General features: G+C 66.3%; 15 protein-coding genes. 7 read left to right on the top strand and 8 right to left on the bottom strand.

The window, feature by feature from the left end:
- Nucleotides 1–3 precede the first annotated feature (3 nt).
- The 5 genes from ACR9ZH_RS06550 to ACR9ZH_RS06530 form a co-directional block, all read right to left on the bottom strand.
- Nucleotides 4–1419 (bottom strand): replicative DNA helicase, encoded by a 1416-nt coding sequence (locus ACR9ZH_RS06550; RefSeq protein ID WP_481289958.1) that lies wholly within the window; start codon nucleotides 1417–1419, stop codon nucleotides 4–6.
- A 169-nt stretch (nucleotides 1420–1588) separates the two neighbouring features.
- Complete coding sequence (gene rplI, locus ACR9ZH_RS06545) at nucleotides 1589–2035, bottom strand: 50S ribosomal protein L9 (RefSeq protein ID WP_481289957.1); 447 nt, start codon at nucleotides 2033–2035, stop codon at nucleotides 1589–1591.
- A 107-nt stretch (nucleotides 2036–2142) separates the two neighbouring features.
- Nucleotides 2143–2373 (bottom strand): 30S ribosomal protein S18, encoded by a 231-nt coding sequence (gene rpsR, locus ACR9ZH_RS06540; RefSeq protein WP_045830959.1) that lies wholly within the window; start codon nucleotides 2371–2373, stop codon nucleotides 2143–2145.
- 15 nt (nucleotides 2374–2388) lie between these two features.
- Nucleotides 2389–2805 (bottom strand): 30S ribosomal protein S6, encoded by a 417-nt coding sequence (rpsF, locus tag ACR9ZH_RS06535; RefSeq protein WP_481289956.1) that lies wholly within the window; start codon nucleotides 2803–2805, stop codon nucleotides 2389–2391.
- Between the two features lie 256 nt (nucleotides 2806–3061).
- A complete protein-coding gene (locus ACR9ZH_RS06530; RefSeq protein ID WP_481289955.1) occupies nucleotides 3062–3385 on the bottom strand; it encodes a HesB/IscA family protein in 324 nt (107 codons plus the stop codon).
- Nucleotides 3386–3508: 123 nt separating this feature from the next.
- Here ACR9ZH_RS06530 and asnS point away from each other — a divergent pair, with 123 nt between their 5' ends.
- The 6 genes from asnS to ACR9ZH_RS06500 are packed head-to-tail and all read left to right on the top strand — an operon-like array spanning nucleotide 3509 to nucleotide 8759.
- Complete coding sequence (asnS, locus tag ACR9ZH_RS06525) at nucleotides 3509–4912, top strand: asparagine--tRNA ligase (RefSeq protein WP_481289954.1); 1404 nt, start codon at nucleotides 3509–3511, stop codon at nucleotides 4910–4912.
- Nucleotides 4913–4926: 14 nt separating this feature from the next.
- Complete coding sequence (locus tag ACR9ZH_RS06520; RefSeq protein ID WP_481289953.1) at nucleotides 4927–5745, top strand: MalM family protein; 819 nt, start codon at nucleotides 4927–4929, stop codon at nucleotides 5743–5745.
- Nucleotides 5746–5750: 5 nt separating this feature from the next.
- Complete coding sequence (locus tag ACR9ZH_RS06515) at nucleotides 5751–6083, top strand: hypothetical protein (RefSeq protein ID WP_481289952.1); 333 nt, start codon at nucleotides 5751–5753, stop codon at nucleotides 6081–6083.
- Nucleotides 6084–6105: 22 nt separating this feature from the next.
- Complete coding sequence (locus ACR9ZH_RS06510) at nucleotides 6106–6894, top strand: SDR family oxidoreductase (protein WP_481289951.1); 789 nt, start codon at nucleotides 6106–6108, stop codon at nucleotides 6892–6894.
- Between the two features lie 7 nt (nucleotides 6895–6901).
- Nucleotides 6902–8353: an aldehyde dehydrogenase gene (locus ACR9ZH_RS06505; RefSeq protein ID WP_481289950.1), complete on the top strand. Its 1452-nt coding sequence runs from the start codon at nucleotides 6902–6904 to the stop codon at nucleotides 8351–8353.
- Nucleotides 8343–8759 (top strand): RidA family protein, encoded by a 417-nt coding sequence (locus tag ACR9ZH_RS06500; protein WP_481289949.1) that lies wholly within the window; start codon nucleotides 8343–8345, stop codon nucleotides 8757–8759. Before ACR9ZH_RS06505 ends, ACR9ZH_RS06500 begins: the two co-directional genes overlap by 11 nt.
- Nucleotides 8760–8858: 99 nt before the next feature.
- Here ACR9ZH_RS06500 and hutG read toward each other — a convergent pair whose 3' ends face one another.
- The 3 genes from hutG to ACR9ZH_RS06485 are packed head-to-tail and all read right to left on the bottom strand — an operon-like array spanning nucleotide 8859 to nucleotide 12311.
- Nucleotides 8859–9656 carry an N-formylglutamate deformylase gene (gene hutG / locus ACR9ZH_RS06495; protein WP_481289948.1) on the bottom strand — a complete coding sequence of 266 codons (798 nt, stop codon included), beginning with the start codon at nucleotides 9654–9656 and terminating at the stop codon, nucleotides 8859–8861.
- A gap of 16 nt (nucleotides 9657–9672) precedes the next feature.
- Nucleotides 9673–11034, bottom strand: coding sequence for a glutathione-disulfide reductase (gene gorA / locus ACR9ZH_RS06490; RefSeq protein WP_481289947.1), 1362 nt, complete (start codon nucleotides 11032–11034; stop codon nucleotides 9673–9675).
- A 17-nt stretch (nucleotides 11035–11051) separates the two neighbouring features.
- Nucleotides 11052–12311 carry an NAD(P)/FAD-dependent oxidoreductase gene (locus tag ACR9ZH_RS06485; RefSeq protein ID WP_481289946.1) on the bottom strand — a complete coding sequence of 420 codons (1260 nt, stop codon included), beginning with the start codon at nucleotides 12309–12311 and terminating at the stop codon, nucleotides 11052–11054.
- 114 nt (nucleotides 12312–12425) lie between these two features.
- On the opposite strand from ACR9ZH_RS06485, the gene ACR9ZH_RS06480 reads away from it, so the two are divergent.
- The gene (locus ACR9ZH_RS06480; protein ID WP_481289945.1) at nucleotides 12426–12998 is read left to right on the top strand and encodes a C40 family peptidase; all 573 of its coding nucleotides are present in this window, start codon (nucleotides 12426–12428) and stop codon (nucleotides 12996–12998) included.
- Nucleotides 12999–13027: the final 29 nt, after the last annotated feature.

Genomic DNA, 13027 nt, shown 5'->3' with positions numbered 1-13027 from the left:
CCGTCAGTCGAAACTGCCTACGTAGGAATCGGGAGCCCAGTTCTCGAACTTCGTGTAATGGCCGAGGAAGGCCAGCTTGACGGTATCGGTGGGGCCGTTACGCTGCTTGCCGATGATGATCTCGGCCAGGCCTTTGTCCGCCGATTCCTTGTTGTAGTACTCGTCGCGGTAGATGAACATGATCACGTCCGCGTCCTGCTCGATAGCGCCGGATTCGCGCAGGTCGGACATCATCGGGCGCTTGTCGGCGCGCTGTTCCAGCGAGCGGTTCAGCTGCGACAGCGCGATCACCGGCACGTTGAGTTCCTTCGCCAGGGCCTTCAGGCCCCGGGAGATCTCCGAGATCTCCGTGGCGCGGTTCTCGGAGTTGCCCGGCACCTGCATGAGCTGCAGGTAGTCGATGACGATGAGGCCCAGGCCGTGCTCGCGCTGCAGGCGACGCGCGCGCGAACGCATTTCCACCGGCGACATCGCAGGCGTGTCGTCGATGAAGATCTTCGCGTCGGACAGCATCGTGATCGCCGAGGTGACGCGCGGCCAGTCCTCTTCCGCGAGATCGCCGTTGCGCAGGTGCTGCGCGTGCACGCGGCCGAGCGATGAAATCAGGCGGAAGGCCAGCTGCGAGGCCGACATTTCCATGGAGAACACCGCGACGGCCTTCTTGCCGCGCATGGCGGCTGCCTCGGCCAGATTCAGGGCGAACGCCGTCTTGCCCATCGACGGACGCGCCGCGATGATGATCAGGTCGGACGGCTGCAGGCCCGAGGTGAGTTCGTCGAGGTCGGTGAAGCCGGTGGACAGGCCGGTGAGCTGGCCGCGCTTTTCGTAGCGTTCGGTGAGCATGCGGAACGCCTCAGCCGTGGCCTCGCGCACCGACACGATGTCCTTCCTTCCGCGAGCGCCCGACTCGGCGATGCGGAACACGCGCTGCTCGGCGAGCTCCATCACTTCCTGGACGCTCTTGCCCTCGGGGCGGAAGCCGTCTTCGGTGATCGACGTGCCTGCATCGATCAGCTGGCGCAGCACGGATTTCTCGCGAACGATGTCGCCATACGCGCCGATGTTCGCGGCGCTCGGCGTGGAGTTCGCCAGCTCCATGAGGTAGGTGGCCCCACCGACCATTTCGGCCATGTCGTTGGCAATGAACCAGTCGCCTAGCGTGATGGCATCGCAGGGCATGCCCTTGTTCGCCAGTTCGTTGATGGCCCGCCAGATGAGGCGATGGTCGCGGCGATAGAAATCGTCGTCGGTGAGCTTGTCGGCCACCTTGTCCAGCGAATCCGGCGAAAGCATCAGGCCACCCAGCACGGCCTGCTCGGCCTCGATGGAATGCGGGGGGATGCGCAGCGCGTCGATGGCGGACGGCTCGCGCCGGCGCTTACGCTCGCCGCGCTCGCTTCGCTCAGGATTAAAGGACATGGATTACCTCGTGTTGCGGACGGCACCCAGACCGGGACGGCAGGCCGTGAGGGTGATCATACGCGGACCCGTCTCAAGCGTTGAGAGGATAAGTCTGTGGATAACTTGTGCGTAGAAACGAAAACGGGCGCCTTTCGGCGCCCGTCCGGTATCGCAGGTGGTGCGGAGCTTACGCGCCGACGACCTTGACCTTGACCGTCTGCTGCACGTCGGCGTGGAGGACGATGACGACCTCGTACTCGCCAGTGTTGCGGAACGGGCCTTCGGCCTGGATCACTTCGCTCTTGTCGACGTCCAGGCCCTTGGCCGTGAGGGCCTCGGCGACGTCGCGCGGGGTGACCGAACCGAACAGCTTGCCTTCCGGCGAAGCGTTCACTTCGATCGTGACCTCGGCGCCTTCCAGCTTCGCGGCACGGCCTTCGGCACCGGAGAGCTGCTCCTTGGCCTTGGCTTCGTACTCGGCGCGGCGGGCTTCGAACGCGGCGATGTTGTCGGCAGTGGCACGCGCGGCCTTGCCGGTCGGAAGGAGGAAGTTACGGCCGTAGCCCGGCTTGACGTTGACCTTGTCGCCGAGGTTGCCGAGGTTCTTCACCTTCTCGAGGAGGATGAGTTCCATGGGATGTTCCTTTTCGTTAGCACGGGATGGGCCCCATGCAGCCAGGATTGGTTGTCCGAGTGTCTTTCACCGGGCGCCCGTCCACGAATGGAAAGGGCGCGCGACGATCAGACGTCGTGGTTGTCGGTGTACGGCAGCAGCGAGAGGAAGCGAGCGCGCTTGATCGCGGTCGCCAGCTGGCGCTGGTAACGGGCCTTCGTGCCGGTGATACGGCTCGGGACGATCTTGCCGTTTTCCGTGATGTACTGGCGGAGGGTGTTGAGATCCTTGTAATCGATCTCCTTCACGCCCTCGGCGGTGAAACGGCAGAACTTGCGGCGGCGGAAAAACTTGGACATGGCTGTGATCCCCGATTAGTCGTCGCTGTCGCGATCGTTGTCGTTGTCGCGACCGCCACGGCGGTCGTCGCCGTCGTCGTCACGGCGGCGCGAACCCTTCTGCTCGTCCTTTTCCTTGCTCTTGAGGATGAAGGACTGCTCGGTGTCGGCTTCGTCGCGACGGATCACGAGGTGGCGCAGGACGGCGTCGTTGAAACGGAAGCCCGTCTCGAGCTCGTTCAGGGCGTTCTGCGAAACCTCGATGTTCAGCATCACGTAGTGAGCCTTGGCGAGGTTCTCGATCGGGTAGGCCAGCTGGCGGCGGCCCCAGTCTTCGAGGCGGTGGATCTTGCCGTTATCGCCTTCGATCAGCGTCTTGTAACGCTCGATCATGGCGGGCACCTGTTCGCTCTGGTCCGGATGGACCAGGAACACGACTTCATAATGACGCATGGTGGCTCCTTGTGGATGCACCCCTGTTCGGGGATGGCAGCCTCCCGCGCGAAGGCGGTGAGGCAAGAAGACCCTCCTTCTCAGAGGGCCAGCCGCGCATTGTAAGGAGAAACCGGGGCTTAGGGCAAGCCCGCCTCGTAGGAGCGCGCCTGCGCGCGACATGTTTTGAGGCCGTGCCCTGGAGCTGGCGCGCCAGCTTGGGGACTGGTGCGAAAGACTGTCGCGCGCAGGGCGCGCTCCTACGGGGGCGCTGCCGCTAGGCGACGGTGAAGGATTCGCCGCAGCCGCACTCGCCCGTAGCGTTGGGGTTGTGGAACACGAACGAGGCGTTCAGGCCCTGGCGCTGGAAGTCGATGAGGGTGCCGTCGACCAGGGGCAGGCTCTTGGGATCCACGACGACGCGGATGCCGTCGATGTCGAGCACGCGGTCGTCCGCCGCGATCTCGCCGGCCAGGTCCACCACGTAGCCGAAGCCCGAGCAACCCATGCGTTTCACCGCGAAACGCACGCCCGCGGCCTCGGGGGCGCGGGCCAGGAAGCTGCGCATGCGTTCGGATGCTGCGGGGGTGATCTGGATCATGAAAACGTTTTCTGCCCGTGTTATATGAATGAACGGTGCCGTTCACGCGACCCTTACATTATCATGCAGGGTCGTGCTTCTTACGCGCCTTTAGATGCGGCGCCCTTTCCGGAGTTTCAATCGATGACGGTGGTAAGCGTCAAGCAGGCTCTCGCCGGCGGCACGGCCGCAGGCGAACACGAGGTCACGGTCCGCGGCTGGGTACGCACCCTGCGCGAGTCCAAGGGTGGACTCTCGTTCGTGAACGTGAGCGATGGCTCCTGCTTCGCCCCCATCCAGGTGGTCGCCACCGCCGATCTCGCCAATTATGAGACGGAGGTCAGGCGTCTGTCCGCCGGTGCCGCCGTGATCGCCACGGGCAAGCTCGTGCCCTCGCAGGGCAAGGGCCAGGCTTTTGAGATCCAGGCCACGCGGATCGAGGTCGCCGGTTTCGTGGAGAATCCGCTCACTTATCCGATCCAGCCCAAGCAGCACTCGATGGAGTTCCTCCGCGAGGTCGCCCACCTGCGCCCGCGCACGAACCTCTTCGGCGCCGTCACCCGCGTTCGCCACACGATGATGACGGCGATCCACCGGCTGCTCACGGAGCAGGGCTTCTTCTGGGTCAACACGCCGATCATCACTACGTCCGACGCCGAAGGCGCGGGCGACATGTTCCGCCTGTCCACGCTGGACCTGGCCAACCTGCCGCGCGACGACAAGGGCGCCATCGACTTCCGCAAGGACTTCTTCGGCCGCGAAGCCTTCCTCACCGTCTCCGGCCAGCTCAACGTCGAGGGCTACGCCCTGGCGATGAGCAAGGTGTACACGTTCGGCCCGACGTTCCGCGCCGAAAACTCCAACACCACGCGCCACCTGGCCGAGTTCTGGATGGTCGAACCCGAGGTCGCCTTCGCCGACCTCGGCGACATCGCCGACCTGTCCGAGCTGTTCCTCAAGGGCATCTTCAAGGCCGTGCTCGACGAGAGGCCGGACGACATGGCGTTCTTCGCCGAACGCGTGCAGCCGGATGCCATCGCGCGCCTGGAAGCCTTCATAGCCAAGCCGTTCGAGCGCATCGACTACACCGAGGCGGTGTCGATCCTGCAGAAGTCGGGCAAGAAATTCGAGCACGCCGTCGCCTGGGGCGTCGACCTGCAGACCGAGCACGAGCGCTACCTCGCCGAGGAACATATCGGCCGGCCCGTGGTCGTCATGAACTATCCCGAACAGATCAAGGCCTTCTACATGCGTCTGAACGACGACGGGAAGACCGTTGCCGCCATGGACGTGCTCGCGCCCGGCATCGGCGAGATCATCGGCGGTTCACAGCGCGAGGAACGCCTCGATTACCTTGATCGCCGCATGGACCAGTTCCATCTCGACAAGACCACGTACGACTGGTATCGCGACCTGCGCCGCTACGGCACCGTGCCGCACGCCGGCTTCGGCCTCGGCTTCGAGCGCCTGCTGGTCTATGTCTGCGGCCTGGCGAACATCCGCGACGCCATCCCCTATCCCCGTGCGGCAGGGAGTGCCGACTTCTAGCAACGAAAAAAATCATGATGCCCCCTTCCCTGCTCCGCCTGCTGCTCCTCGTCCTCGCCCTCGTGGCGCTGGGCGCCTGCCGCTCCATCGTGCCGCCGAACCTCCGTCCACCGGAGAATCCGACGAACACGATCGACATCGCGCGGAAGACGCTCGAAGGGGCGTCTCCCTGCTGCGGCAGCTTCGCCGACCTGTCCTACCAGGACATGCTGCCGTGGCAGCCGCAGCGGTTCGAGCTGAACAAGGACAGCCCGGTGGCGAGCCTGAACGGCGACCGCAGCTACTTCCTCGCCTTCCGCCTGCCGCAGGGGGCGCAGCTGCCCTACACCATCGCGATGAAGTCGGAGCTCAACGGCCGCTGGCTCAGCTCAAGCTACCTGTTCGCGCCGACCGTGGTGTTGCTGGACGACGCTTTCCAGCCGCTGCATTCGGAAGACATCCAGCTGTGCGAATACATCGGCTGGACCAGCGAAACCACGGGTGCCTTCGGCAAGTTCAAGGTGGTGGACGACAAGGCGCGCTACCTCGTGGTGTATTCCTCGGCGAAGCAGCAGCAGAGCCAGACCTACTGGGAGCAGTCGCCCACCACGTTCTCGGCCGAAGCCCCGGTAAAAATGAATCCCGCCGGCAGCTTCAAGATCTCCCACGGCCCGGACGGCGTCTTGTTCATCGGCATGCAGAACGACACATACAAAAAGGCGATCAACAACGCCGTATGCTCCAAGGCGCAGCAGGGCAATGGCGTGATCTCCACCATCCGCAGCGTGGTCACCACCGATCTCCTCGGTGAAGACCCGGAAAAGAAGAACAAAGACAAAGAAAAGGGCAGCTGATCCCCATGCAGACCGCGGTCTATCTCTACCTCCTTCTCCTGCTGGGCGCGGTCGCTTTCTTCATCCTGCATTTCGTCGCGCAGTGGCGCTTCACGGCGCTGCTGCGCAAGCGCTATCCGGACCAGTGGAAAACCATCGTCGAGGCCGACACCGGCCGCCCGAACGGCATGGCCGACTGGCTGCGCGTGCGCCGCGTGCTGCGCTCCGACGCGCCGGCGCTGTTCAACGACGACGACCTGAATCGCTGGCAGCGCCTGTGGCGCCTGGCGCCTTGGTTCGCCTGGCCGTGCTGGTTCATCGCGATGGCGATACAGTGGTGGGCGATGAAACAGGGCTGATCTGCCCTTCCCAGGAGCGCTTATGGATCTTCGTCTCACCGGTCGTCACGCGCTGGTCTGCGGGGCCTCGCAAGGCCTGGGCCGGGCCACGGCCTTCGAACTGGCCGAGCTCGGTGCCAGCGTCACCCTCCTTTCCCGCTCCGCCGACGCGCTGGCCGCGCTCGCCGCCGAACTTCCGGCCGGCCAGCCCGGCCAGAAGCACCGCCACGCCGCCGTGGACATGCTGGACACCGGAGCCCTCGCCGCGGTCGTCGCCGAGATCGTCGGCGACCACGCCGTGCACATCCTCGTGAACAACAGCGGCGGCCCGCCGCCCGGCCCTGTCTGGAATGCCGAGCCCGACGCCTTCCTCACCGCCTACCGCCAGCACGTGGTCGCCGCACAGGTACTCACCCATGCCTGTTTGCCCGGCATGCGCGAGGCGCATTACGGGCGCATCGTGAACATCATTTCCACGTCGGTGAAAGAGCCGATCCCGAACCTGGGCGTCTCCAACACCACGCGCGCGGCCATGGCCGGCTGGGCGAAGACGCTGGCGGCCGAAGTCGCGGCCGACGGCATCACCGTCAACAACGTGCTTCCCGGCTATACGCGCACGCCACGCCTCGAATCGCTGGTGGAAGCGAGCGTGAAGACGGGCCGTACCCGCGAGGAAGTGGAGAAGGGCCTGCTCGCGAGCGTCCCCGCAGCGCGTTTCGCCGAACCCGCGGAAGTCGCCGCGATGATCGCATTCCTGGCCAGCCCTGCCGCCGGCTATGTCAACGGCGTCAGCATCGCCGTCGACGGCGGGCGCACCCGCGCACTGAACTGAGGCAGCCATGCTGGTCTTCTCCAACCTGGTCGACGGCAGGCAGTGTCCACCGCTCGGCGGCGGCTACCTCGATGTCATGGAGCCGGCCATCGGGCGGCCGTTCGCCCGCTGCCCCGACTCCGGCGCGGACGACGTGGCCGTCGCCGTCGCCGCTGCATCGCGCGCTGCCCCGGCATGGGCGCGGCTTCCCGCCGAGAGTCGCGCCCGCTGCCTGCAGCGGCTTGCCGACGGCATCGAGAAGCGGCTCGATGCCTTCGCCGAAGCCGAATCGCAGGACAGCGGCAAGCCGCTCGCCCTCGCCCGTTCGCTCGACATCCCCCGAGCCGTCGCCAACCTGCGCTTCTTCGCCGCCGCGGCTGGCCAGTGGAGCGGCGAGTCGCATGCCATGGAACAGGGCGCCATCAACTACACGCTGCGCCTGCCGCTCGGCGTGGTGGGCTGCATCAGCCCCTGGAACCTCCCCCTCTACCTCTTCACCTGGAAGATCGCGCCGGCACTGGCGGCCGGTAACGCGGTCGTCGCCAAGCCGTCCGAAGTCACCCCGTACACGGCGTGGCTGCTGAGCACGCTCGTCGAGGAGGCGGGTTTTCCGGCGGGCGTGCTGAACATCGTGCACGGCACCGGTCCCGCCGTCGGCGAAGCCATCGTCACGCACGAGGAGGTCAAGGCCATCTCCTTCACCGGCAGCACGCGCACGGGCATCGCGATCGCCACCGCCGCCGCGCCGCGGCTGAAGAAGGTGTCGCTGGAACTCGGCGGCAAGAATCCCGCGATCGTCTTCGGCGATTTCGATTTCGACGACGCGTCGATGGCCACGATCGTCCGCTCGGGCTTCGCCAACCAGGGCGAGATCTGTCTCTGCGGCTCACGCTTGCTCGTGCAGCGTTCCATCTACGAACGCTTCCGCGAAGCCTACCTGCAGCGCGTGCGCGCCTTGCGCGTCGGCGATCCGCAGGAGCCGGCCAACGACCTCGGCGCCCTCGTGTCGCAGGCGCATTTCGAGAAGGTGCGCGGCTGCATCGAGCGGGCCCGTGCCGAAGGCGGCACGATCCTCACCGGCGGCGGGCGTGTCGAGCTGGGCGGTCGCTGCGCCGATGGGTGGTTCATCGAACCCACGGTCATCGAAGGCCTGGCGCCGGACGCTGCGACGAACCAGGAGGAGATCTTCGGGCCTGTGGTCACGTTGATCCCCTTTGACACCGAAGAGGAGGCCCTCACCATCGCGAACGGAACGCCGTACGGCCTCGCGGCCTCGGTGTGGACACGCGACGTGTCGCGTGCGCACCGCTTCGCGGCGAAGCTGGAATTCGGCATCGTCTGGGTCAACTGCTGGATGCTGCGCGACCTGCGCACGCCGTTCGGCGGCAGCAAACAATCCGGCGTGGGCCGCGAAGGCGGCTTCGAAGCCATGCGTTTCTTCACCGAAGCCAGGAACATCTGCATCGACCATGGCCAATGACATCATCCGCGTCGAAGGCGCCCCCGCCCCGGTCGGTGCCTATCCGCATGCGCGCCGCGTAGGCCAGCTGTTGTTCCTCTCGGGCATCGGGCCGCGCGAGCCGGCGACGAATGCCATCCCGGGAAACGTGATGGATGCGGACGGCAACCTGCTTTCCTATGACATCGAGGCGCAATGCCGGCAGGTGTTCGCCAACGTGCGCGCGGTGCTGGAGGCCAGCGGGGCACGCTTCGAAGACCTGGTGGACGTCACCGTCTACCTCACCGACATGACGCACGATTTCGCGACGTACAACCGGCTTTATGCCGAGGCCTTCGCCGGCGTGGATGCATGCCGGACGACGGTGGAGGTCAACGCCCTGCCGACGCCGATCGCCATCGAACTGAAGTGCGTGGCGGCCCTGTAGGAGCGCGCCTTGCGCGCGACATCTTTTGAGGCCGTGTCCCAAAGCTCGCGCGCCAGCGTCAGGACTGGCGCGAAAGGCTGTCGCGCGCAAAGCGCGCTCCTACAATGTCGGCCCGCGCGCGCGGTCAAGGCAGACCTTCAGCATCTCGCCGATCAGCAGCTGCACGTTCGCCGCCTTTGCCGGCAGGTATTCGAACGAGTCCTCGTCCATGTAGTTGAGCTGGGCGAGTTCCAGCTGCACGGCGTCGATGCCCTGTTCCGGCCGGCCATAGTTGCGGGTGATGTAGCCGCCCTTGAAGCGGCCGTTCACGGCGTGGGTGTAGTCGCCCTGGCGTTCCAGCAATGCGGCGAGCCGTGACTGCAGCTCAGGCGAGCAGCTCGCGCCATCGGCCGTGCCGATGTTGAAGTCGGGAAGACGGCCCTCGAACAGCATCGGCACGTGGCTGCGGATGGAATGCCCTTCCCACAGCACCACGCGGCCATGCTCCTTGCGCAAGCGGTTCAGTTCGTCGGCCAGCGCGCGGTGGTACGGCTTCCACCAGCGCTTGACGCGGTCCGCGATCTCGTCCGCCGCCGGCTCCGCGCCGGGACGATAGATCGGCTCGCCGCTGAAGAGGATCGTCGGCACCAGACCGGTCTCGTTCTTGCCGGGGTAAAGCGCGTGGCCGTCCGCCGGGCGGTTGAGGTCGACCACGTACCGCGAGGCGACCGGGCGGATGACGCTGGCACCCATGTTGCGGGCGAAGTCGTAAAGCTCCGCCACGTGCCAGTCCGTATCCGGCGAGCGTCGCGCCGGGCGTTTCATGCGCGCAGCGAGGTCGTCCGGAATGAGGCTGCCGTTATGCGGGAGGCTGATCAGGAGCGGCGCGGTGCCGCGATGCAGGGTATACGGGCTCATGCAGGCAGTGTACCGCTCATCCGGGCACGCGATCCCCCATCAGCACCATCTCTTCGGCCACGGTGGGATGGATGGCCAGGGTGGCGTCCAGGTCGGCCTTGGTCGCGCCCATCTTGATGGCCACGGCGAAGCCCTGGAGGATTTCGTCCACGCCCGGGCCCAGCATCTGCATGCCCACGATGCGCGAATCCTCGCCCACGCAGATCAGCTTGAACCGGGTGGTCATCGGCCGCTGCGCCAGCGCGAGGTGCATCGGCACGAACGACTGCTTGTAGAGGTGCACGTCGGCACCGTAGTGCTTGCGCGCCTGCTCTTCGGACATGCCTATGGTGCCCAGCGGCGGGTGCGAGAACACCACGCTGGGAATGTTGTGGTAATCCAGCTTCGCTTCCGGCTGGCCGCCGAACAGCCGGTCGGCCAGCTTGCGCCCCGCCGACACCGCCACGGGGGTCAGCGCCATGCGCTGGGTCACGTCGCCGACCGCATAGACCCCCGGCACGTTGGTGTTCTGGTAGTCGTCGACCTCCACATGCCCGTGGTCGCCCGTGCGCAGGCCGATCCGGTGGATATCGAGCGCCGCCACGTTCGCGTGCCTGCCGACCGCCAGGATCATGCAATCGTAGGGGCCGGGATGGTCGCCGCGGTTGCAATCGAGCAGGAACACGCCGTCCTTCTCATGCAATGCTTCGATCTCGCAGCCGTAGTTGATCCGGATGCCGTGCTGACGCATTTCCTCGCCTAGGCCGACCGCCATTTCCTCGTCGAATCCGCCCATGAGGCGGCCGCGCACGTACATGTCCACGTCGCCACCCAGTGCGCGCAGCACGCCGCCGAGCTCCGCGGCGATGTAACCGCCCCCGATGATCGCCGTACGGCGCGGGCATGCGCGCAGGTCGAAGAACTCGTCGGAGGTGATCGCCCGGTCGAAGCCGGGCTTGTCCAGCCGGTTCGGCGCGGAACCCGTGGCGATGACCACGTGCGGCGCGGTCAACTCGCGGGATCCGGCCTGGATTCGATCGCGGGCGACGAAGCGGCCGGCCTCCCTGATGACGGTGACATGGCCCAGGTCCAGCAACTGCTTGTATTTGACGTGGATGCGGTCGACGTAGGCCTGGCGGCGCTCGATGAAGCGCGGCCAGTCGAGGCTGCCGGGCTTGTCGTGGAAGCCGTAGTCGACCGCGATGTATTGCGCCTCGGCCATCTGCGCCGCGTACCACATCGCCTTCTTCGGCACGCAGCCGGCGTTGACGCAGGTGCCGCCGAGCTCGCGGGGTTCCAGCAACGCGACCTTCGCGCCATGTTTCGACGCGCGGATCGCCGCGGCCAGCCCGCCTGAGCCGCCGCCGATGACGATCAGGTCGAAGTGTTCCACCGTCATGCCTTTCTCCAATGCATTCAAAGACCGAATCGCGCAGGCGAATACGGCAAGGGGTCCAGGGTAGGCGCCGGGCCGGCGAGCAGGCTCGCAAGCAGCTCGCCTGTCGCGGCCGACATGCTGATGCCTAGCATGCCGTGCGCGGTGGCATACGCGAGGTTCGACCAGCGCGTGCTCGGTCCGATGATCGGTACCTCGTCCACGCTCATCGGGCGCCAGCCCCACCACGGCGTGACTTCGCCGCGGCCCTCGGGCTCGTGCAGGTAGGTGGCCGCGCCGCGCCGCAGCGCTTCGATACGTACTTCGTTGAGGCCTTCCTCGAAACCGGAAAATTCCATGGTGCTGCCCAGGCGGTAGCCCGATTGCCACGGCGTCACGCAGACCGCCGCTTCGCGCAAGACCAGCGAGTGACGCGGCGCGCGTCCGGGCGGGCGTTCCCAGGTCAGTGAGTAGCCCTTGCCGGGCTGCATGGGCAGCCGGATGTGGAGCAGTTTGCCGACCAGCGGCGACCACGCGCCCAGCGCCATCACGACATGCCCGCCGCTGAACACGCCTCCCGTCGTGCGCACGTGCGAAATCCGTGCGCCGTCGAAGACGAACTCGTCTACCCGGGCACCGGTTTCGATGGCGCCACCGAGTTCGCGTACGCGGCGCGCGAGTTCGGCGACGAAGCGGTCGGGGCGCAGGCGCGCATCGCCGGGGTGCAACAAGCCACCCACCACGCCATCGCGCAGAACGGGCTCCAGCGCCATCGTCTCGTCGCCGTCGAGCTCGCGCACGTCCATGCCGAGATCGCGCAGCAGCTTCACGTGCCGCCGATCGGCGCGCAACGAGCGTTCCTCCCGGTACACATACAACTCGCCCACCGCTTCGAACTCGCAATCGAGCCCGTCGGTGGCGACGAGTTCGTCCAGCAAGGCGCGGGAACGGGCCAGGATCGCGCCGCGTGCCTCGCCCGCCCGTTGGAAGTCGCGCCAGTTGCAGTGCCGGGCGAAACCGAGCAACCACCGGGCCCTAGCGCCGTCCGGCCGGGGATTCACGTAGAGCGGCGCGTCGCGCCGCAGCAGCGAACGCAGGGCGGTGCCGACCATGCCGGGCATCGTCAGCGGCGCCGCGTGGCTGGGTGTGACGGTGCCGCAATTGCCATGCGAACTGCCGCTGCCGGGAAGTCCCTGCTCCAGTATCCGCACGCTGGCTCCTGCCTTCAGCAGGTAGAGCGCGCAGGCCAGGCCGATCACGCCCCCACCCATGATCAGCACGTCGCTTCGGGATCTGTCCATCCGGACATTCTACCGCCCCTGTCCGTTGAGTAAATTCGTGCGGTTTGGCAGGTATTCCCTGCAACTTATTGAATTGCTATCCTCATTCCGACCCGATCCGTCAGGGAGCGCTCGATGATCCCAGCCCAGCACCGCCCCCGCTTCCGCACCTGCTCCGGTTTGCTTGCCGTCACGGCCACGGCGATTCTCCTCGCCGCCTGCGGCGGCGCTCCGCACAAACCGTCGTCCTCGCAGCGCCGCAACCCGGCCTCGGCCGTGCCCATCGCGAAGAACCTGAGCTGGTCGATGACACCGGCAGCCGCACCGCCGGCCGATGCCGCCAACGACGTCCTCTTCCGTGCCATCGGCCTGGTCGGCACGCCCTACCGCTGGGGCGGCAACACGCCCCAGGGCGGCTTCGATTGCAGCGGGCTGATCAATTACATCTACATGACGTCCACCGGGCTGCGCCTGCCGCGCACGTCCGCCGAGATGGCCGACCTCGACAAGCCCAAGGTGCGTGAAGACGAACTGGCCAGCGGCGACCTGGTTTTCTTCGGCCATGGCCACATTACCCATGTAGGCGTCTATGTCGGAAAAGGCCGTTTTGTCCATGCGCCCAACTCGGGCGGCACGGTACGCTTGGACGATCTGGACGGCGCCTACTGGAAACAGAACTTCGCCTATGGCCGGCGCGTTCTGAACTGACTCATCCGACTGGGACATCACGATACGCT

It is taken from the genome of Luteibacter sp. SVR4-7G (genome assembly GCF_056755555.1).
Note: the sequence above shows the minus strand (reverse complement) of the source record. Positions and strands in the feature narration are given on the sequence as shown.

Bases quoted from the DNA above. Each gene is read 5' to 3' on its own strand.
- ACR9ZH_RS06520 (WP_481289953.1), top strand. From the start codon at position 4,927: ATGATGCCCCCTTCCCTGCTCCGCCTGCTGCTCCTCGTCCTCGCCCTC.
- ACR9ZH_RS06505 (WP_481289950.1), top strand. From the start codon at position 6,902: ATGCTGGTCTTCTCCAACCTGGTCGACGGCAGGCAGTGTCCACCGCTC.
- hutG (WP_481289948.1), bottom strand. From the start codon at position 9,656: ATGAGCCCGTATACCCTGCATCGCGGCACCGCGCCGCTCCTGATCAGC.
- gorA (WP_481289947.1), bottom strand. From the start codon at position 11,034: ATGACGGTGGAACACTTCGACCTGATCGTCATCGGCGGCGGCTCAGGC.
- ACR9ZH_RS06550 (WP_481289958.1), bottom strand. From the start codon at position 1,419: ATGTCCTTTAATCCTGAGCGAAGCGAGCGCGGCGAGCGTAAGCGCCGG.
- ACR9ZH_RS06510 (WP_481289951.1), top strand. From the start codon at position 6,106: ATGGATCTTCGTCTCACCGGTCGTCACGCGCTGGTCTGCGGGGCCTCG.
- ACR9ZH_RS06485 (WP_481289946.1), bottom strand. From the start codon at position 12,311: ATGGACAGATCCCGAAGCGACGTGCTGATCATGGGTGGGGGCGTGATC.
- ACR9ZH_RS06480 (WP_481289945.1), top strand. From the start codon at position 12,426: ATGATCCCAGCCCAGCACCGCCCCCGCTTCCGCACCTGCTCCGGTTTG.
- rplI (WP_481289957.1), bottom strand. From the start codon at position 2,035: ATGGAACTCATCCTCCTCGAGAAGGTGAAGAACCTCGGCAACCTCGGC.
- ACR9ZH_RS06515 (WP_481289952.1), top strand. From the start codon at position 5,751: ATGCAGACCGCGGTCTATCTCTACCTCCTTCTCCTGCTGGGCGCGGTC.
- ACR9ZH_RS06500 (WP_481289949.1), top strand. From the start codon at position 8,343: ATGGCCAATGACATCATCCGCGTCGAAGGCGCCCCCGCCCCGGTCGGT.
- rpsR (WP_045830959.1), bottom strand. From the start codon at position 2,373: ATGTCCAAGTTTTTCCGCCGCCGCAAGTTCTGCCGTTTCACCGCCGAG.
- ACR9ZH_RS06530 (WP_481289955.1), bottom strand. From the start codon at position 3,385: ATGATCCAGATCACCCCCGCAGCATCCGAACGCATGCGCAGCTTCCTG.
- asnS (WP_481289954.1), top strand. From the start codon at position 3,509: ATGACGGTGGTAAGCGTCAAGCAGGCTCTCGCCGGCGGCACGGCCGCA.
- rpsF (WP_481289956.1), bottom strand. From the start codon at position 2,805: ATGCGTCATTATGAAGTCGTGTTCCTGGTCCATCCGGACCAGAGCGAA.